Below are 20177 nucleotides of genomic sequence, written 5' to 3' on the forward strand. Positions count from 1 at the left end.
GTGTCCGGGGACAGTGTCGCTTCGGGGTCCGGCATGCCCGGGGACCGTCCGAAGCGGCCTGTCGGCCGGACGGCGGCAGGTACACGCTTGAGGCGCCTCTTCGAGGGCGGACTGCTTCAGGGCGGGGTGCAGGGCAGCCCGGTCCTGCGGCTCTTCCTGCGCTGGGTGCGCCGTCCGCTGCTGCCGGTGATGCGGCTGTGGCGGCGCAACATCCAGCTCAGGGTCGTCGCCACCACGCTGCTGATGTCGCTGGGCGTCGTCCTGCTGCTCGGCTTCGTCGTGATCGGGCAGGTCCGCAACGGCCTGCTGGACGCGAAGGTGCGCGCCTCGCAGAGTCAGGCCACGGGCGGCTTCGCGGTGGCCAAGCAGCGCGCCGACGAGGCGGCGAGCACCAATGGCACGGGCACCGGCACCGCCGACGGCAGCACGGACGGCACCGCGGGCGCCGCGGACGGCCGGCCCACCCAGAACGTCATCCAGTGGATGAGCGACCTCGTGGAGTCGCTGTCCAGCGGCGGCGCGGGCGCCTTCGACGTGGTGACGCTGCCCGTCGACGACGAGAGCGGCGGCGGCCGCAGCCCGCGCGGCTCCGGCAACGTCAACCCGACCTCCAGTGTCCCCTCCGACCTGCGCAAACGGGTCAACAACGGCACGACGGCAGCCCAGAGCTACACCCAGATCGTCTACTCCAACGGCAAGGGCGCGCAGCCCGCGCTGGTCATCGGCAAGCAGGTCAACGACCCGAACGGGCGGCCGTACGAGCTGTACTACCTCTTCCCGCTCACCCAGGAGGAGAAGTCCCTCAGCCTGGTCAAGGGCACCCTGGCGACCGCCGGGCTTTTCGTCGTCGTACTGCTGGGCGCCATCGCCTGGCTGGTAGTACGGCAGGTCGTCACGCCGGTGCGGATGGCGGCCGGGATCGCCGAGCGGCTGTCCGCCGGTCAGCTCCAGGAGCGCATGAAGGTCACCGGCGAGGACGACATCGCCCGGTTGGGCGAGGCGTTCAACAAGATGGCGCAGAACCTCCAGAGCAAGATCCAGCAGCTGGAGGACCTGTCGCGGATGCAGCGCCGGTTCGTCTCGGACGTCTCGCACGAACTGCGCACCCCGTTGACGACGGTCCGGATGGCCGCCGATGTCATCCATGAGGCCCGCCAGGACTTCGACCCGGTGACCGCGCGCTCCGCCGAACTGCTCGCCGACCAGCTGGACCGCTTCGAGTCGCTGCTCGCGGACCTGCTGGAGATCAGCCGCTTCGACGCGGGCGCGGCGGCCCTGGAGGCCGAGCCGATCGACCTCAGAGAGGTCGTACGGCGCGTGGTCGGCGGTGCCGAGCCGCTCGCCGAGCGCAAGGGCACCCGTATACGGGTGGTCGGCGATCTCCAGCCCGTAGTCGCCGAGGCCGACGCCCGGCGGGTGGAGCGGGTGCTGCGCAATCTCGTCGTCAACGCCGTCGAGCACGGCGAGGGCAAGGACGTCATCGTCAAGCTGGCCTCCGCCGGTGGCGCGGTCGCCGTCGCGGTGCGCGACTACGGCGTCGGGCTCAAGCCGGGCGAGGCGACCCGCGTGTTCAGCCGCTTCTGGCGGGCCGACCCGGCCCGCGCCCGCACCACCGGTGGCACCGGCCTCGGGCTGTCGATCGCCCTGGAGGACGCGCGCCTGCACGGCGGCTGGCTCCAGGCCTGGGGCGAGCCGGGCGGCGGTTCGCAGTTCCGGCTGACTCTGCCCAGGACCGCGGACGAGCCGCTGCGGGGCTCGCCGATACCGCTGGAGCCCAAGGACGCGCGCCGCAGGCGCCGCCCCGACGACTCCGGGGCGCCCCGCACGGAGAAGCGGGCGACCGTTCCGGCGCAGCAGAACGGCGGCCATGCGCCCGCGCTGCCCCCTGCACCACGACCGTGCCGGTGTTCCGCACCGTCGCCCCGCTCACCTGGACGTGCCGGGCAACGGCAACGGCGCGCGCGTGGTGCCCCGGCCCACGGGGCCCGTACGGCGCCCGGCGGAGCGGCCCGCCGCGGAGCCGGGCCCGGACACCGGAGCCGTACGACCGGAATCCGATCGGCGGCAGACGGCGCGGCCGGAGGATTCGACCGAGCCAGGGGAGGCATTTCGTGGGCGCTGACCGCGAGGGGGGCGCCCGGCGCAAGCCATGGCGCGCGGCGGCGTACACCGCCTTGGGGGTCGTTCTGCTGGCCGGGTGCGCCTCGATGCCCGACAGCGGTGATCTGCGGGACGTGGAGTCCACGCCCCGGCAGGACACCGGGGTACGGGTGTTCGCCATGCCGCCCGCCGAGGACGCCAACCCGGGCGAGATCGTGCAGGGCTTTCTGGAGGCGCTGACCAGCGACGACCCGTCGTACGACACGGCGCGCAAGTACCTGGCGGACGACGCCGCGCGCACCTGGCGGCCGGAGAAGTCGACCACGGTGCTCGCGAACGGGCCGAGCATCGAGACCGCCTGCCGCCCGAGCGGCAGGGAGGCGGCCGACAGCAGCACCTGTGTGCTGACCGGTGCCCAGGTGGCCACGGTCGACGGGGAGCAGGCGTACGAGCCCGCGGCCGGCACCTATCGCAAGAAGGTGCATCTGAGCCGGGACAGCAAGACCAGGCAGTGGCGCATCGACGAGCTGCCCGACGGTGTGGTCATGGGCAAGTCGGACTTCCAGCGCAACTACACGTCCGTCGACAAGTACTACTTCGCCTCCGGTACGTCGGTCGGGTCGGCCGGGGAGCCGGTGGCGGTCGCCGATCCGGTGTTCCTGCGCGGCAAGGTCGACGCGATGACACAGATGGTCCGTTCGGTGCTGGGCAAGCCGTCCACCTGGCTCCGCCCGGTGGTGCGCTCCAGCTTCCCGACCGGCACGGCCCTCCAGAAGGGCGTGTCCGGGCTGACGCCGGACGACCAGAACCGGCTGACGGTGCCCCTGAACCTCAAGGAGTCGCGCGTCTCGGCGTCCAAGTGCACCGAGATGGCCACCCAGCTGCTGTTCACGCTGCGGAACCTGGCGCCGACCCTGGAGTCCGTCGAACTGCAGGGCACCGGCGGCCACCGGCTGTGCGATCTGACCGAGGAGCGCGCCGAGTCCGCCGCCTGGCACGGCTCGTCCAAGCGGCCCGAATACCTGTACTACGTCGACGGCAAGCACCGGCTGGTGCGGATGCCGACCGGGAGCACCGGCACCGCGTCCCTGCAGGTGCCGGGCGTGCTCGGCGAGGGCGACAAAACGCTCCGGTCGGTGGCCGTGTCGCGGGACGAGCACAGCGTGGCCGCGGTCGACGACTACGGCGCGACGCTGCGCGTGACATCGCTGACCTCCGACGGCTCGCTCGGCAGCGCCCTGGTCACCAGCAAGGGCCCGACGCCCGCCGACCGGCTGACCACACCCAGCTGGGACGCGCGCGGCGACCTGTGGGTGGCCGACCGTGATCCGCAGGCCACGGCTCTGTACGTCGTGGAGCACGGTGTCGCCAAGGCGGAGAAGGTCACCGTCCCGGACCTGCCCGGCCGGATCAAGGACGTCCGGGTGGCCGCCGACGGCGTGCGGGTCGCGCTGGTCGTGGAGAAGGACGGCAAGCAGTCCCTGCAGATCGGCCGGATCGAGCGCGAGGACGGGACCGACGAGGCGCCCTCGGTGGTCGACCTCCGTCCCGCCGCACCCGACTTGGAGCAGGTCAGCGCCATGACCTGGGCCGGGGACAGCCAGCTGCTGGTGGTCGGGCAGGAGCAGGGCGGTGTGCAGCAGATGCGCTACGTCCAGGTCGACGGCGCCACCCTCGACGGTCCGGCGCCGGGCGCGCTGCCCGGACTGAAGGCGATCGCCGCCTCCGAGGACGACCGGGTGCCGCTGGTGGCCTACTCGGACGACGGGATCGTCCGGCTGCCGACCGGGGCGCAGTGGCAGAAGGTCGACAAGGACGGGACAGCACCGGTCTATCCGGGCTGACGGGGCTGACGGGGGGCTGCCCGGCCGAGACGAGAGAGCCTGGTCGAGGAGACCAGGGCAACGGCCTGTGCGCGTTGTCCACAGGCCGTTGTCCACAGGGGTGGTGGGGCCGGCTCCGGCCTTGGCACAGTGGTGGTCATGCGGGGGTGGTGGCGGGACCTCACCGACCTGGTGCTGCCGACCGACTGCGCGGGCTGTGGAGCACCTCGTACGACGCTCTGCGCGCGCTGCCGGACCGCGCTGGCCGGGAGCGCGCCCCGGCGGGTGCGGCCGCAGCCGGAGCCGCCGGGACTCCCCGCGGTGTACGCGTCGGCGCCGTACGCGCAGGCGGTGCGCGCGCTGCTTCTCGCGCACAAGGAGCGGGGCGCGCTGACGCTCACGGGAGCGCTGGGTACGGCCTTGGCGGGGGCCGTGCGGGCGGGCCTCGACGCGTCGGCCGGGACCGGGGCCCCGGGGCCCGTCGTGCTCGTGCCGGTGCCCTCCGCGCGATGGGCCGTGCGGGCGCGGGGACACGATCCGGTACGGCGGATGGCGCTCGCGGCGGCCGGGGAGCTGCGGCGCACCGGGACACCGGCCCGGGTGGCGGCGGTGCTGCGCCAGCGCGGGCCCGTGGCGGACCAGGCGGGGCTGGACGCGCGGCGGCGACTGGCGAACATGGCGGGCGCGCTGGAGGTGACGGCGGGCGGGGACCGGCTGCTCGCCGGGGGCCGGATCGTGCTCGTCGACGACCTCGTCACCACCGGCGCCAGTCTGGCGGAGGCGGCACGGGCCCTGCGAATCGGCGAGTCAAGAGCTGTGTACAAGAACGCAACTCGGGAAGGAAGGGAGGAACGAAGTACCCAAGGACCGGAGAAGGCGAAGCGGGTGAAGGCGAAGTGGGTGCATGGTGCAGCGAAAAAGACGGTGGTGAACGCCCTCGGACCGCCGCCGCGTGCGGCCGTGATCGCCGCTCCTGCGGATTCTTTCGAAATAAACAGGAACTGACCGCCGACCTGCATCGTTGCAGGTAGCGAGAGGGTTTATTCACCTGAACGGAGGTACGCCGCAGTAGAGGGTGACGACATCCGTCCGGGCGAGATATGTTCGGTTGTGAGGAAAGAGGCGCAGGCCACACCTCTCATATCCGAATGCCGTGCCGCGGGTTTTGCGCAATCACCCGCGCCGGTGGGGTGGAGATCCCGCCCTTGGGGGAGGAGGAGGTGGACGTCACCGAGTCCGAGGTTCGGTACTCACCGGACCTGGTGCAAAAGGGAGATGCTCCGCCGAAGCAGCGGAGCGATCCGGGAACGGAGTTCTGCGTGGACATCGTCGTCAAAGGCCGCAAGACCGAGGTGCCCGAGCGGTTCCGCAAGCACGTGGCCGAGAAGCTGAAGCTGGAGAAGATCCAGAAGCTCGATGGCAAGGTGATCAGCCTCGACGTCGAGGTGTCCAAGGAGCCCAACCCTCGACAGGCCGACCGCTGCGACCGGGTGGAGATCACGCTCCGCTCCCGGGGCCCGGTGATCCGGGCGGAGGCAGCGGCCAGCGACCCGTACGCGGCACTCGACATGGCGGCGGAAAAGCTGGACGCGCGACTGCGCAAGCAGCACGACAAGCGGTTCTCGCGCCGCGGCGCACGGCGGATCTCGGCGGCGGAGGTCCCCGACCACGTCCCGGGCGCGGCGACGCTGAACGGAAACGGCGTCCCGGTGGCGGAGGACGAGACGGACGGAGTGCCGACCACGAAGATCGGCTCGCTCGAGGTCAAGGGCGAAGGCCCCCTCGTGGTCCGCGAGAAGACCCACGTCGCCTCCGCCATGAGCCTGGACCAGGCCCTCTACGAGATGGAACTGGTCGGCCATGACTTCTACTTGTTCGTCGACTCCGAGACGAAGGAGCCGAGTGTCGTCTACCGGCGGCACGCCTACGACTACGGCGTGATCCACCTCAGCACGGACCCGATGGTCGCCGAGGCGCAGCCCCCAGCGGCAGGGGGCACGCTGGGCGGCTGACCGCCGGCGTCGAAGCCTGACCGGTGCCCCTGGAGCGCGCGTGCGCCCCCGGGGCACCAGTGTGCGACCACTTCGCGCCGCGCACGGCGCCTCGGTGTCGTTCCGGCATGAAATCATGACCGCAAGGGCCCAACCGGTGGGCCGCTGCCTTGGGTTGGCGATGGCACGGGACCACACAGGCCACAGCCTTCAGGGGGAGGAACGATGGCGGACACCTTCGGACCGATGCGGAGCGAGGAGGCCGACGACACCGACGACGGTGTACTCGGCAGGTGCCTTGACGGGGGCTCTTCGCGGGATGAACCGATCAGAGTCCTGGTGGTGGACGACCACGCGCTCTTCAGACGCGGCCTGGAGATCGTGCTCGCGGCCGAGGAGGACATCCAGGTCGTCGGCGAGGCGGGCGACGGCGCCGAGGCCGTGGACAAGGCCGCCGATCTGCTGCCGGACATCGTGCTGATGGACGTCCGGATGCCCCGGCGCGGGGGGATCGAGGCGTGTACCTCCATCAAGGAGGTCGCCCCCAGCGCGAAGATCATCATGCTGACGATCAGCGACGAGGAGGCCGACCTCTACGACGCGATCAAGGCGGGCGCCACCGGATATCTGCTCAAGGAGATCTCCACCGACGAGGTGGCCACCGCCATTCGCGCGGTCGCCGACGGGCAGTCGCAGATCAGCCCGTCCATGGCGTCGAAACTCCTCACCGAGTTCAAGTCGATGATCCAGCGCACCGACGAACGCCGGCTGGTGCCCGCGCCCCGGCTGACCGACCGTGAACTGGAGGTCCTCAAACTCGTCGCCACGGGGATGAACAACCGGGACATCGCCAAGGAGTTGTTCATCTCCGAGAACACGGTGAAGAACCACGTCCGCAACATCCTGGAGAAACTCCAGCTGCACTCCCGGATGGAGGCCGTGGTCTACGCGATGCGGGAGAAGATCCTGGAGATCCGCTAGCCGCCCGGCACCGGCCCTCAGCCGAGGGCGCGGGCGAGTTCCGCGGTGAGCGGTCCGCGCAGTGCGGGGTCGTCCACGCGCTCCACCCGGATGTTCGTGCAGTTCACCCAGGTGGCGGCCTCCAGCAGGGCCTGGGCGACCGCGGGGACCGCCCTGGGGCCGTCCAGGGTGACCTGCCGGGCCACCAGGGTGCGGCCCTCCCGGGCCGGGTCGACACGCCCGACGAGGCGGCCGCCCGCGAGCACCGGCATGGCGAAGTAGCCGTACACCCGCTTGGGCTTGGGGGTGTACGCCTCCAGGCGGTGGGTGAAGCCGAAGATCCGTTCCGTGCGCGCCCGTTCCCAGATCAGCGAGTCGAACGGCGAGAGCAGGGTGGTGCGGTGGCGGCCGCGCGGCGGGGTCGCCAGGGCCGCCGGATCCGCCCAGGCGGGCCTGCCCCAGCCCGCCACCTCGACCGGCACCAGACCCGAGTCCGCGAGCACCGCGTCCACCTGCTCGCCCTTCAGCCGGTGATAGTCGGCGATGTCCGAGCGGGTGCCCACCCCCAGGGACTCGCCGGCCAGCCGGACCAGGCGGCGCAGGCACTCGGCGTCGTCCAGCTCGTCGTGCAGCAGCGCGGTGGGGACGGCGCGCTCGGCGAGGTCGTACACCCGCTTCCAGCCGCGGCGTTCGACGCACACCACCTCGCCGTACATCAGCGCCCTTTCGACCGCGACCTTGGTGCCGGACCAGTCCCACCACTCGCTGGTGCGCTTCGCGCCGCCCAGCTCCGTCGCGGTCAGCGGGCCCTCGGTGCGCAGCTGCTTGACGACCTGTTCGTAGACCCCGTCCGGGAGTTCGTGGTTCCAGTGCGGGCGGCTGCGGTAGGCGCGGCGGCGGAAGGCGAAGTGCGGCCACTCCTCGACGGGCAGCAGACAGGCGGCGTGCGACCAGTACTCGAAGGCGTGTGTGTCCTTCCAGTAGGCGTCCTCCACCGCGGTGCGGCCGACGGCGCCGAGACGGGCGTACGGCACCAGTTCGTGCGACCGGGCGAGGACCGAGATCGTGTCGAGCTGGACCGCGCCGAGGTGGCGCAGCACCCCGCGCACCCCGGCCCGCCGGTCGGGCGCGCCCAGCAGGCCCTGGGCCCGCAGGGCGATACGGCGGGCGTCGTCCGCGGTGAGTGTGAGGGTCGGGCGCGGCAGGGTCGTCATGCCCCGGACGATAGAGGGCGCCACTGACAACCCGTCCTGAGCTGCGGTTTACCGAACCGGCCCGGGCAGATAGGGGGCGGTGGACGGCAGACCGAGGTCCGAGGGCAGCAGGGAGGCGATCCAGCAGTCCCGGCGCACCCCCTTGTTGTCGATGGCGGAGCGCAGGGTGCCCTCCAGGGTGAAGCCCGCGCGTTCGGCGACCCCGCGCGAGCCGTGGTTGCCCACCTCGGCGCGCCACTCGACCCGGTCGACGCCCAGGTCGGTGAAGATCCAGCGGCAGGCGGCGAGCACGGCCTCGGTGACGTAGCCGAGGCCGCGGTGCTCCTTGGTGGCCCAGAAGCCGACCTCCGCGGCGGCGGGGGCGCGCATGGTCAGGCTGAGCATGCCGGCCAGCTCCCCGCCGGTGAGGAAGATCCCCCAGGTGAACATCGCGCCGTGGACCCAGCCGCCCGGGACCGTCTCGTGCGTGAAGCCGCGCGCGTGCTCGGGCAGGTACGGGGACGGGATCGTGGTCCAGCGCTGGATGTCCGGGTCCTGGGCGGCCTCGTGCACGGCCTCGGTGTCGGCCGGTCCGACGGCGCGCAGACGAAGACGGCCGGTGGTGAGCGTGACGGGTTCCATCGGGCGATTCTGCTCGTACCACCCCGCAAGGGCCATCGATTTCCGCGATCCGTGAGCGCGCGATCACATTTCGCACAAATCCCTGCGCCGATGCGGCACTATCCGCATATCCCGTCCGTTGTTCCTGTGAAGCAGCGGCCGGGGCACCAGGCACTCCCGGCGCGGCGGGGTCCTCGCATACGATGGCCGTTGCTCAGTACGTCACATGGAAACCCGACCGTCCCAGGCCCGACCGGCAAGGAGACCAGCCCCCGTGTCCGTCCTCTCGAAGATCATGCGTGCAGGCGAAGGCAAGATCCTGCGCAAGCTGCACCGCATCGCGGACCAGGTCAACTCCATCGAAGAGGACTTCGTCGACCTCTCCGACGCCGAGCTGCGGGCCCTCACCGAGGAGTACAAGCAGCGGTACGCCGATGGTGAGAGCCTGGACGACCTGCTCCCCGAGGCGTTCGCCACCGTCCGCGAGGCCGCCAAGCGCGTCCTCGGCCAGCGTCACTACGACGTGCAGATGATGGGTGGCGCCGCGCTCCACCTCGGCTATGTGGCCGAGATGAAGACCGGCGAGGGCAAGACCCTCGTCGGCACCCTGCCCGCGTACCTGAACGCGCTGTCCGGCGACGGTGTCCACATCGTCACGGTCAATGACTACCTGGCCGAGCGCGACTCCGAGATGATGGGTCGCGTCCACAAGTTCCTGGGCCTCGACGTCGGCGTGATCCTCGCCAACATGACGCCGGCCCAGCGCCGCGAGCAGTACGGCTGCGACATCACCTACGGCACCAACAACGAGTTCGGCTTCGACTACCTGCGCGACAACATGGCGTGGTCGCAGGACGAACTGGTGCAGCGCGGCCACAACTTCGCCATCGTGGACGAGGTCGACTCCATCCTCGTGGACGAGGCCCGTACGCCGCTGATCATCTCCGGCCCGGCCGACCAGGCCACCAAGTGGTACGGCGACTTCGCCAAGCTCGTCCTGCGCCTGAAGAAGGGCGAGGCCGGAAACCCGCTCAAGGGCGTCGAGGAAACCGGCGACTACGACGTGGACGAGAAGAAGCGCACGGTCGCCATCCACGAGTCCGGTGTCAGCAAGGTCGAGGACTGGCTGGGCATCGACAACCTCTACGAGTCGGTGAACACCCCGCTCGTCGGCTACCTGAACAACGCCATCAAGGCGAAGGAACTGTTCAAGAAGGACAAGGACTACGTCGTCATCGACGGCGAGGTCATGATCGTCGACGAGCACACCGGCCGTATCCTCGCCGGCCGCCGCTACAACGAGGGCATGCACCAGGCGATCGAGGCGAAGGAAGGGGTGGACATCAAGGACGAGAACCAGACCCTCGCCACCATCACCCTCCAGAACTTCTTCCGCCTCTACAGCAAGCTCTCCGGCATGACCGGTACGGCGATGACCGAGGCCGCCGAGTTCCACCAGATCTACAAGCTCGGCGTGGTCCCCATCCCGACCAACAAGCCGATGGTGCGGATGGACCAGTCGGACCTGATCTACCGCACCGAGGTGGCCAAGTTCGAGGCGGTCGTCGACGACATCGCCGAGAAGCACGAGAAGGGCCAGCCGATCCTCGTCGGCACCACCTCGGTCGAGAAGTCCGAGTACCTCTCGCAGCAGCTCAGCAAGCGCGGCATCCAGCACGAGGTGCTGAACGCCAAGCACCACGAGCGTGAGGCGTCGATCGTCGCCCAGGCCGGCCGCAAGGGTGCCGTCACGGTCGCCACCAACATGGCCGGCCGCGGTACCGACATCAAGCTCGGCGGCAACCCCGAGGACCTCGCCGAGGCGGAGCTGCGCCAGCGCGGCCTCGACCCCGAGGAGCACATCGAGGAGTGGGCCGCGGCGCTGCCCGCCGCCCTGGAGAAGGCCGAGCAGGCCGTCAAGGCGGAGAAGGACGAGGTCGAGGACCTCGGCGGCCTGTACGTCCTCGGTACCGAGCGGCACGAGTCGCGGCGTATCGACAACCAGCTGCGCGGTCGTTCCGGCCGTCAGGGCGACCCCGGCGAGTCCCGCTTCTACCTCTCCCTCGGCGACGACCTGATGCGCCTGTTCAAGGCCCAGATGGTCGAGCGCGTGATGTCCATGGCGAACGTGCCGGACGACGTGCCGATCGAGAACAAGATGGTCACCCGCGCGATCGCCTCCGCGCAGTCGCAGGTCGAGCAGCAGAACTTCGAGACGCGTAAGAACGTCCTGAAGTACGACGAGGTGCTCAACCGCCAGCGCGAGGTCATCTACGGCGAGCGCCGGCGCGTGCTGGAGGGCGAGGACCTGCACGAGCAGATCCAGCACTTCATGGACGACACGATCGACGCGTACGTCGCCGCGGAGACCGCCGAGGGCTTCCCGGAGGACTGGGACCTGGAGCGGCTGTGGGGCGCCTTCAGGCAGCTCTACCCGGTGAAGGTCACCGTGGAGGAGCTGGAGGAGGCGGCCGGTGACCGTGCCGGTCTGACCGCCGAGTTCATCTCGGAGTCCATCAAGGAGGACATCCACCAGCAGTACGAGGCCCGTGAGGGTCAGCTCGGCTCCGAGATCATGCGTGAGCTGGAGCGGCGGGTCGTGCTGTCGGTCCTCGACCGCAAGTGGCGCGAGCACCTCTACGAGATGGACTACCTCCAGGAGGGCATCGGCCTGCGCGCGATGGCCCAGAAGGACCCGCTGGTCGAGTACCAGCGCGAGGGCTTCGACATGTTCACCGCGATGATGGAGGGCATCAAGGAGGAGTCCGTCGGCTACCTGTTCAACCTGGAGGTCCAGGTCGAGCAGCAGGTCGAGGAGGTGCCGGTCGAGGCGGCCGAGCAGGTCGGCGAGGGTGCCGAGGACGCGGTGCCGGCGCAGGCCGGTGCGGGGCGCCCGGAGATCCGCGCCAAGGGGCTCGATGTTCCGCAGCGCCGGGATCTGCACTTCTCCGCGCCGACGGTGGACGGCGAGGGCGGCATCGTCGAGCGCGACCTGGAGGACGACGGGCCGGTGCGGTCCGAGTCGGACGGGCTGACGCGGGCGGAGCGGCGTAAGCAGGCGAAGGGCGGACGGCGTCGCAAGAAGTGACGCGCACTCCGTGAGGGGGGCCGGGTTCCTTTGGAGCCCGGCCCCTTTCGCGTCTCCGGTCGCCGCCGGGTGCGGGGCCCAGCGGCGCCCGTCTGCTTACGGCGCAGACCGCGGGCCCGTTTCCACCGCTGTGCAGCGCCAGCGCAGGTCCGCGCCCCGTTCGAGGCGGAAGGCGAGGGCGCGGAGCCGGCTGCCCGCGGCGATGCGGGCGAAGACCTCCAGCGCGCCCTCGCCGGCGACGTAGTAGCCGATGTCGTGGACGACCGGGCGGGTGCCCCGCGTGCGCAGGGGCCCGTCGGCGGCGAGGCGGGCCAGGTCGTCGTAGGCGCGGCCCGCGGTGTGGCGGAGCATCCAGTGGACCGGGCGCTGACCGCTGAGGACGGCCACCAGACGGTCCGCGAAGAGGTCGGTGGGGCGAGTGGGCCGGGCGGGCTCCAGAGGGGCCGTACGGGGCGGCTGGGGGCGCGCCGTGCGGGCGGCGGTCGTACGGCCCTCGGCGGATGCCCGGCGTGGGCCCGGGGCGGGGCGGCGGGTGTCGTGGCGGGTCGGCGGGCGGTGCCGGGGGCGGGGGTGAGGGGTGCGGCTCATGACCTTGTTCATGGGGGTCCCCGTTCGACGGCCCGGGGGATACCGGGCGGTAACTAGGTGGTGGGGATCTTGTACGGGGCCGGGGGCCGCGCGGCAAGGACGTGGGCGGTGGTGGCGAGGGGGCCAGGGGATTCACCCTCCGGGAGGATGGACAGAGGGCTGAGCCCCGAGATCACGCGGGTGCACCGGGTGAAGTACGACGTACGGGGCTGACATTTACGGGGTGTGGGCAGGGACTCGAAAGGGGACAGCCACACGTATCCTGAAGCCCCCCGGAACGACCAGGAAAAGAGCGGCGAGCATGCGCGTCTACGTCCCCCTGACCCTCCCCGGTCTCGCCGAGGCGCACAGGTCGGGTGAGCTGGGGGCGGGCCCCTTCGCCGGGTACGCCGTCACGCCCGCCCTGCGCGCCTGGTACCGCTCCGACGACGTCGAGGAACTCGAGTACGCCGCGCTCGGCCGGGCCGCGCTGGCCTCCCTGCGCCTGCTCGCGGCCGACGAGGACGCGCCGCGGCGCCGGATCGTGGTGGCCGTGGACGTGGCCGACGGCGCGGTCGTGGCCGCGTCCGACAGCGGGGCCGAGCCGGGCGAGGTGACCGTGCGGGTGACGGTGCCGCTCGCCAAGGCGGCGGCGGTCCACGCCGACGCCGACGACGCCGAGCGGGACGTGACGGAGGCCGCGCGGGCGCTGGCGGCGGCGGACGGCGGGGACGAGGCCGCGCAGAGCGTCGTGGACGAGGCGGAGGACCACGAGCTGCTGTGGTTCGCCACACAGGAGCTGCCCAACCTCCTCGGGCGCCGCTGACCAGGCAGGATCGGCCGCCCCCGGGGGATTGTCAGTGGGGGCGGGTACGGTCTTGGGCATGGGGAAGCACGCACGCGCGCACATCGTCTGGGACTGGAACGGCACGCTGTTCCATGACAACGAGGCGATCATCGAGGCGACCAACGCCGCCTTCGCGGAGCTGGGTCTGGCGCCGATCACGCTGGAGCAGTACCGCGCGCTGTACTGCGTGCCGGTGCCCAAGTTCTACGAGCGGCTGATGGGGCGGCTGCCGAGCCAGGCCGAGTGGGAGCTGATGGACGGGACGTTCCATCAGCGGTACACGGAGCGGCGGGCCGAGTGCGTGCTGACCGACGGGGCGGCGGAGCTGCTCCGCGGCTGGCGGACGGCGGGGCACAGCCAGTCGCTGCTGAGCATGTACGGACACGAGGAACTGGTGCCGCTCGTGCGGGGGTTCGGGATCGAGGAGCATTTCGTGCGCGTCGACGGGCGGACGGGGCCGTCCGGGGGGAGCAAGGCGGAGCACATGGTGCGGCATCTGTCGCGGCTCACGGGGGCGGTCGAGCCGGGGCGGACCGTGGTGATCGGGGACGCGGCGGACGACGCGGTCGCGGCGAGGCATGTGGGGGCCGGGGCGGTGCTGTACACCGGGGGGTCGCACAGCAGGGCCAGCCTGGAGGAGGTCGGCGTCCCGGTGGTGGACACGCTGGCGGAGGCGGTGGAGGTCGCACAGCGAATAGCCGTGTGAGGTCCCGCGAACGGCCGTGTGAGGCCGCGCGGCGAACAGCCCTGTGAGGAGCCCCCGCGGGTCTCAGCTCACCGGCGCCTTCGCCCGCAGCACCTTGATGAACTCCCGCATCCAGGATGGGTGGTCCGGCCAGGCACGCGCGGAGACCAGTGTGCCGTCCGTCACCGTCTCCGTGTCCTGGAAGCTCGCGCCCGCGGCCTGCATGTCCGGTTCCAGGGCCGGATAGGCCGTGACGCGGCGGCCGCGCAGGGTGTCGATCGCGGCGGTGAGCAGCGGTCCGTGGCAGATCTGGGCGACCGGCTTGTCCGCGTCGAAGAAGGCCTTGAGGATCTTGCGCAGCTCGGGGTCGTTGCGCAGATACTCGGGGGCCCGGCCGCCGGGGATGACGAGGGCGGCGTACGCGCCGGGGTCCACCTCGGCGAAGGCGAGGTCGGCCGGCCAGGTGTACCCGGGTTTCTCGGTGTACGTGTCGTAGCCGGGCTCGAAGTCGTGCACCACGAAGCGCAGCGTCTTGCGGGAGGGGGCCGCGATGTCGACGTCGTAGCCCTCCTCGCGCAGGCGCTGGTAGGGGTACATGACCTCCAGGGACTCCGCGGCGTCGCCGGTGACGATGAGGATCTTCGCGGGCATGTCGGCGCTCCTCCGGGACAGACGGGGACGGACAGGGACGGACGGGGACGGACTCCTCGGCCGGTCCCCCGGGGTCGTAGCTCTCAGGGTGCGGCGGAAGACGCGGGGCCGCTACCCCACCCCGCCTCTCACCTGGCCGAATCCGGTTACGCCACCCGGGCGGCCCCCGGTGCTGTGCAGAACGTCAAACTTTGACCCCCTGTTTTGTACACATACGGCTCATGACGGTTCCGGGGTCAGGGGCGATAGCCTTGTGGCGTGATCAGCGCGATAGCTCGCGGGAGCGATCAGGCTCCCGCCCTGCGCCCGGGTTGCACGGAGGACCTCCGTGACCGGGCGGCGGTCGCTGGTCCGCGCGGGCGGGACGGGGGCGCCGCAGCCCCCAGGACGCCGAGGCCGGCCCGGAACACGACGGTGCCGAGAGCAGCGTCACATCCCGTGGTCGTGTCGGAAATGGCCGAATACCCCCCGCTCATCTCACCTGTCGGCATAGCGTCGGAACGGACCGGAAACTCCGGGCCGTGGCGTCGAGCCGCAGGGGAAGAGCCAGTACTTCCTTCTACGTCACGCAACGGCGCGCGACAGGAGCCAGAGGACAATGCAGACCAAGCTGGACGAAGCCAAGGCCGAGATGCTCGAACGGGCCGCTCGGGTAGCTGAGAACAGCCCGGTCGGGGGGAACCTACCGACCGGGTCGACGGGCGAGGGCTCCCCGGACACCCCGGACAGTGAGTCAACCCTCGCGTTCCTCCAGCGCTACTACCTGCACACCGCACCGGAAGACCTCGCCGACCGCGACCCGGTGGACGCCTTCGGCGCCGCGGTCTCGCACTACCGTCTCGCCGAGAACCGCCCCCAGGGCACCGCGAACGTCCGGGTGCACACCCCGACGGTCGAGGAGAACGGCTGGACGTGCAGCCACACGGTCGTCGAGGTCGTGACCGACGACATGCCGTTCCTGGTCGACTCCGTCACCAATGAGCTGACCCGGGGCGGGCGCGGCATCCATGTCGTGATCCACCCCCAGTTCGTGGTCCGCCGCGACCTCACCGGCAAGCTGCTGGAGATCCTGCCGACCCCGGCCCCCTCCGCCGAGCTGCCGCACGACGCGCACGTCGAGTCGTGGATCCACGTCGAGATCGACCGCGAGACCGACCGCGCCGACCTCAAGCAGATCACCTCCGACCTGCTGCGCGTGCTCTCCGACGTCCGCGAGGCCGTCGAGGACTGGGACAAGATGCGGGAGGCGGCGGCCCGGGTCGCCGGCGAGCTGGAGAGCGAGCCGGTCCCCGCCGACCTGCCGAAGGCCGAGGTGGAGGAGGCCCGCGAGCTGCTGCGCTGGCTCGCCACCGACCACTTCACCTTCCTGGGCTTCCGCGAGTACGAACTGCGCGGTGACGACACCCTGGCCGCCGTGCCCGGCACCGGCCTCGGCATCCTGCGCTCCGACCCGCAGCACGCCGAGGACGACCAGCACCCGGTCAGCCCCTCCTTCGAGCGGCTGCCGGCCGACGCCCGCGCCAAGGCCCGCGAGCACAAGCTGCTGGTGCTGACCAAGGCGAACAGCCGGGCCACCGTGCACCGGCCGTCGTACCTGGACTACATCGGCGTCAAGAAGTTCGACAAGGACGGCAACGTCGTCGGGGAGCGCCGCTTCCTCGGACTGTTCTCCTCGGCCGCGTACACCGAGTCGGTGCGCCGCGTCCCGGTGATCCGCCGCAAGGTCGCCGAGGTCCTCGACCGCGCCGGGTTCTCGCCCAACAGCCACGACGGCCGCGACCTGCTCCAGATCCTGGAGACCTACCCGCGCGACGAGCTGTTCCAGACGCCGGCCGCCGAGCTCCAGGCGATCGTCACCAGCGTGCTCTACCTCCAGGAGCGCCGCCGGCTGCGCCTGTACCTGCGCCAGGACGAGTACGGCCGCTACTACTCGGCCCTCGTCTACCTGCCGCGCGACCGCTACACCACCGGCGTGCGCCTGCGGATCATCGACATCCTGAAGGAGGAGCTCGGCGGCACCAACGTCGACTTCACCGCCTGGAACACCGAGTCGATCCTGTCCCGGCTGCACTTCGTCGTCCGTGTCCCGCAGGGCACCGAGCTGCCCGAGCTGTCGGACGCCGACAAGGACCGCATCGAGTCCCGCCTGGTCGAGGCCGCCCGCTCCTGGGCGGACGGATTCGCCGAGGCGCTCAACGCCGAGCTGGGCGAGGAGCGCGCCGCCGAGCTGCTGCGCCGCTACATCAACGCCTTCCCCGAGGGCTACAAGGCCGACCACACCCCGCGCGCGGCCGTGGCCGACCTCGTGCACCTGGAGCGGCTGACCGAGGAGCCGGGCAACGACTTCGCGCTGAGCCTGTACGAGCCGGTCGGCGCCGCCCCCGACGAGCGCCGCTTCAAGATCTACCGCAAGGGCGCCTCCGTCTCCCTGTCCGCCGTGCTGCCGGTCCTCCAGCGCATCGGCGTCGAGGTCGTGGACGAGCGGCCGTACGAGCTGCGCTGCTCGGACCGCACCACCGGCTGGATCTACGACTTCGGTCTGCGCATCCCCAAGTCGCCCGCCGGCGCGGGCGGCGACCACCTGGGCGACGACGGCCGTGAGCGCTTCCAGGAGGCGTTCGCCGCGACCTGGACCGGCCGCGCGGAGAACGACGGCTTCAACTCCCTCGTGCTCAGCGCCGGGCTGAACTGGCGCGAGGCGATGGTGCTGCGCGCCTACGCCAAGTACCTGCGCCAGGCCGGTTCGACCTTCTCGCAGGACTACATGGAGGACACCCTCCGCAACAACGTCCACACCACCCGGCTGCTCGTCTCCCTGTTCGAGGCGCGGATGTCGCCGGAGCGGCAGGGGGCCGGCCTGGAGCTGACGGACGCGCTGCTGGAGGAGCTGGACGCGGCCCTCGACCAGGTGGCGAGCCTGGACGAGGACCGCATCCTGCGCTCCTTCCTGACCGTCATCAAGGCGACCCTGCGGACCAACTTCTTCCAGCGCCGCGCCGACGGCCACCCCCACGACTACGTGTCGATGAAGTTCGACCCGCAGGCCATCCCGGACCTGCCCGCGCCGCGCCCGGCGTTCGAGATCTGGGTGTACTCGCCGCGGGTCGAGGGCGTGCACCTGCGCTTCGGCAAGGTCGCGCGCGGTGGTCTGCGCTGGTCCGACCGGCGTGAGGACTTCCGTACCGAGATCCTCGGCCTGGTCAAGGCGCAGATGGTGAAGAACACCGTCATCGTGCCGGTCGGCGCCAAGGGCGGCTTCGTCGCCAAGCAGCTGCCGGACCCGGCGCAGGACCGGGACGCGTGGCTCGCGGAGGGCGTCGCCAGCTACAAGACGTTCATCTCGGCGCTGCTGGACATCACCGACAACATGGTCGGCGGCGAGGTCGTCCCGCCCAAGGACGTGGTCCGGCACGACGGCGACGACACCTACCTGGTCGTCGCGGCCGACAAGGGCACTGCCACCTTCTCCGACATCGCCAACGGGGTCGCCGAGAAGTACAACTTCTGGCTCGGCGACGCCTTCGCCTCCGGTGGTTCGGCGGGCTACGACCACAAGGGCATGGGCATCACCGCGCGCGGCGCCTGGGAGTCCGTCAAGCGGCACTTCCGCGAGCTGGGCGTGGACACCCAGTCCGAGGACTTCACGGTCGTCGGCATCGGCGACATGTCCGGTGACGTGTTCGGCAACGGCATGCTGCTGTCCGAGCACATCCGCCTGGTCGCCGCCTTCGACCACCGGCACATCTTCATCGACCCGAACCCGGACGCGGCGACCGGGTACGCCGAGCGCCGCCGCCTGTTCGAGCTGCCCCGCTCCAGCTGGGCCGACTACAACACCGAGCTGCTCTCGGCCGGCGGCGGGATCTTCCCGCGCAGCGCCAAGTCGATCCAGCTCAACGCGCACATCCGCGAGGCCCTCGGCATCGAGGCCAAGGTCGCCAAGATGACCCCGGCCGACCTGATGAAGACGATCCTGGAGGCGCCGGTCGACCTGCTGTGGAACGGCGGCATCGGCACCTATGTGAAGTCGTCCGCCGAGTCGAACGCGGACGTCGGCGACAAGGCCAACGACGCCATCCGCGTCGACGGCGCCGACCTGCGCGTGAAGGTCGTCGGCGAGGGCGGCAACCTGGGCCTGACCCAGCTCGGCCGCATCGAGTTCGCCCACCAGGGCGGCAAGATCAACACCGACGCGATCGACAACAGCGCCGGCGTGGACACCTCCGACCACGAGGTGAACATCAAGATCCTGCTGAACGGCCTGGTCGCGGACGGTGACATGACCGTCAAGCAGCGCAACAAGCTGCTCGCCGGGATGACCGACGAGGTCGGCGCGCTGGTGCTGCGCAACAACTACGCGCAGAACACCGCGCTCGCCAACGCGCTGTTCCAGGCCAAGGACATGCTCCACGCCCAGCAGCGCTTCCTGCGCCACCTGGTGCGCGAGGGCCACCTCGACCGGGCGCTGGAGTTCCTGCCCACCGACCGCCAGATCCGCGAGCGGCTCGGCCAGGGCCAGGGCCTGACCGGCCCGGAGACGGCCGTCGTCATGGCGTACACGAAGATCACGGTCGCCGAGGAGCTGCTGGCCACCTCGCTGCCCGACGACCCGTACCTGCGCGGCCTGCTGCACGCGTACTTCCCGTCCGACCTGCGCGAGCGGTTCTCGGAGGCCGTCGACAACCACCCGCTGCGCCGCGAGATCACCACCACGGTGCTGGTCAACGACACGGTCAACACGGGCGGTACGACGTATCTGCACCGGCTGCGCGAGGAGACCGGCGCCTCCCTTGAGGAGATCGTCCGCGCCCAGACCGCGGCCCGCGCGATCTTCTGCTCGGCCCCGGTGTGGGACGCGGTGGAGGCGCTGGACAACCAGGTCGACGCGGCCGTGCAGACCCGCATCCGGCTGCACTCGCGGCGCCTGATCGAGCGCGGCACCCGCTGGCTGCTCAACAACCGGCCGCAGCCGCTCCAGCTCGCCGAGACGGTGGAGTTCTTCGCCGAGCGCGTCGAGCAGGTCTGGCAGCAGCTGCCCAAGCTGGTGCGCGGCGCGGACCTGGAGTGGTACCAGCACGTGTACGACGAGCTGTCCGCGGCCGGCGTCCCGGACGAACTCGCCACTCGCGTGGCCGGGTTCTCCTCCGCCTTCCCGGCGCTCGACATCGTCTCGGTGGCCGACCGCATGGGCAAGGAGCCGCTGGACGTCGCCGAGGTCTACTACGACCTCGCCGACCGCCTCGGCATCACCCAGCTGATGGACCGCATCATCGAGCTGCCCCGCAACGACCGCTGGCAGTCCATGGCCCGCGCCTCCATCCGCGAGGACCTCTACGCGGCGCACGCGGCGCTCACCGCGGACGTGCTCGCGGCGGGCAACGGCACCGCGTCGCCGGAGCAGCGGTTCGGGGACTGGGAGCAGAAGAACGCCCCGATCCTGGGCCGGGCGCGCACCACCCTGGAGGAGATCCGCAGTTCGGACGCCTTCGACCTCGCCAACCTGTCGGTGGCGATGCGGACGATGCGGACGCTGCTGCGCACGCACTCGTAGCGATACCGCGCAAGCGGGCGGAACGCCCCGGGCCGATGGAGAATCGGTCCGGGGCGTTCCTTTTCTTGCCGTCCTTTGTACAAAGGAGATAGGCGGATTT

The 20177-nt window shown here is 71.0% G+C and carries 13 protein-coding genes; 9 read left to right on the top strand and 4 right to left on the bottom strand.

Features of this window, described 5'->3' with window-relative positions:
• The 5 genes from mtrB to ACLF5H_RS04000 all read left to right on the top strand — a co-directional run bounded on the left by mtrB (position 1) and on the right by ACLF5H_RS04000 (position 6895).
• Positions 1-2340: an MtrAB system histidine kinase MtrB gene (gene mtrB, locus ACLF5H_RS03980; protein WP_421674676.1), complete on the top strand. Its 2340-nt coding sequence runs from the start codon at positions 1-3 to the stop codon at positions 2338-2340.
• Positions 2235-3944, top strand: a complete 1710-nt coding sequence (locus ACLF5H_RS03985) for an LpqB family beta-propeller domain-containing protein (protein ID WP_421674768.1) — start codon at positions 2235-2237, stop codon at positions 3942-3944. The genes mtrB and ACLF5H_RS03985 overlap by 106 nt, the downstream gene beginning before the upstream one ends.
• Before the next feature lie 138 nt (positions 3945-4082).
• The gene (locus tag ACLF5H_RS03990) at positions 4083-4928 is read left to right on the top strand and encodes a ComF family protein (protein WP_421674677.1); all 846 of its coding nucleotides are present in this window, start codon (positions 4083-4085) and stop codon (positions 4926-4928) included.
• 314 nt (positions 4929-5242) lie between these two features.
• Positions 5243-5935 carry a ribosome hibernation-promoting factor, HPF/YfiA family gene (hpf, locus tag ACLF5H_RS03995; RefSeq protein WP_421674678.1) on the top strand — a complete coding sequence of 231 codons (693 nt, stop codon included), beginning with the start codon at positions 5243-5245 and terminating at the stop codon, positions 5933-5935.
• Positions 5936-6139: 204 nt separating this feature from the next.
• Positions 6140-6895, top strand: coding sequence for a response regulator (locus ACLF5H_RS04000; protein WP_037661626.1), 756 nt, complete (start codon positions 6140-6142; stop codon positions 6893-6895).
• Between the two features lie 17 nt (positions 6896-6912).
• Here ACLF5H_RS04000 and ACLF5H_RS04005 read toward each other — a convergent pair whose 3' ends face one another.
• Positions 6913-8088: a winged helix-turn-helix domain-containing protein gene (locus ACLF5H_RS04005; protein WP_421674679.1), complete on the bottom strand. Its 1176-nt coding sequence runs from the start codon at positions 8086-8088 to the stop codon at positions 6913-6915.
• A 48-nt stretch (positions 8089-8136) separates the two neighbouring features.
• Positions 8137-8709, bottom strand: a complete 573-nt coding sequence (locus ACLF5H_RS04010; protein ID WP_421674680.1) for a GNAT family N-acetyltransferase — start codon at positions 8707-8709, stop codon at positions 8137-8139.
• 253 nt (positions 8710-8962) lie between these two features.
• Between ACLF5H_RS04010 and secA the strand changes: the two genes are divergently transcribed.
• Positions 8963-11776, top strand: coding sequence for a preprotein translocase subunit SecA (gene secA, locus ACLF5H_RS04015; protein WP_421674681.1), 2814 nt, complete (start codon positions 8963-8965; stop codon positions 11774-11776).
• 96 nt (positions 11777-11872) lie between these two features.
• Here the strand turns inward: secA and ACLF5H_RS04020 are convergent, their stop codons facing one another.
• Positions 11873-12376 carry an Rv3235 family protein gene (locus ACLF5H_RS04020; protein WP_421674682.1) on the bottom strand — a complete coding sequence of 168 codons (504 nt, stop codon included), beginning with the start codon at positions 12374-12376 and terminating at the stop codon, positions 11873-11875.
• 289 nt (positions 12377-12665) lie between these two features.
• Here ACLF5H_RS04020 and ACLF5H_RS04025 point away from each other — a divergent pair, with 289 nt between their 5' ends.
• Positions 12666-13169, top strand: a complete 504-nt coding sequence (locus ACLF5H_RS04025; protein WP_421674683.1) for a DUF6912 family protein — start codon at positions 12666-12668, stop codon at positions 13167-13169.
• 58 nt (positions 13170-13227) lie between these two features.
• Positions 13228-13896 carry an HAD family hydrolase gene (locus ACLF5H_RS04030; RefSeq protein WP_421674684.1) on the top strand — a complete coding sequence of 223 codons (669 nt, stop codon included), beginning with the start codon at positions 13228-13230 and terminating at the stop codon, positions 13894-13896.
• A gap of 63 nt (positions 13897-13959) precedes the next feature.
• Here ACLF5H_RS04030 and ACLF5H_RS04035 read toward each other — a convergent pair whose 3' ends face one another.
• Positions 13960-14526 carry a DJ-1/PfpI family protein gene (locus ACLF5H_RS04035; protein ID WP_421674685.1) on the bottom strand — a complete coding sequence of 189 codons (567 nt, stop codon included), beginning with the start codon at positions 14524-14526 and terminating at the stop codon, positions 13960-13962.
• 598 nt (positions 14527-15124) lie between these two features.
• Here ACLF5H_RS04035 and ACLF5H_RS04040 point away from each other — a divergent pair.
• Positions 15125-20077 carry an NAD-glutamate dehydrogenase gene (locus ACLF5H_RS04040; RefSeq protein WP_421674686.1) on the top strand — a complete coding sequence of 1651 codons (4953 nt, stop codon included), beginning with the start codon at positions 15125-15127 and terminating at the stop codon, positions 20075-20077.
• Positions 20078-20177: the final 100 nt, after the last annotated feature.

Origin of the sequence: Streptomyces sp. LaBMicrA B280 (assembly GCF_049222185.1) — a bacterium.
Taxonomy (GTDB): domain Bacteria; phylum Actinomycetota; class Actinomycetes; order Streptomycetales; family Streptomycetaceae; genus Streptomyces; species Streptomyces murinus.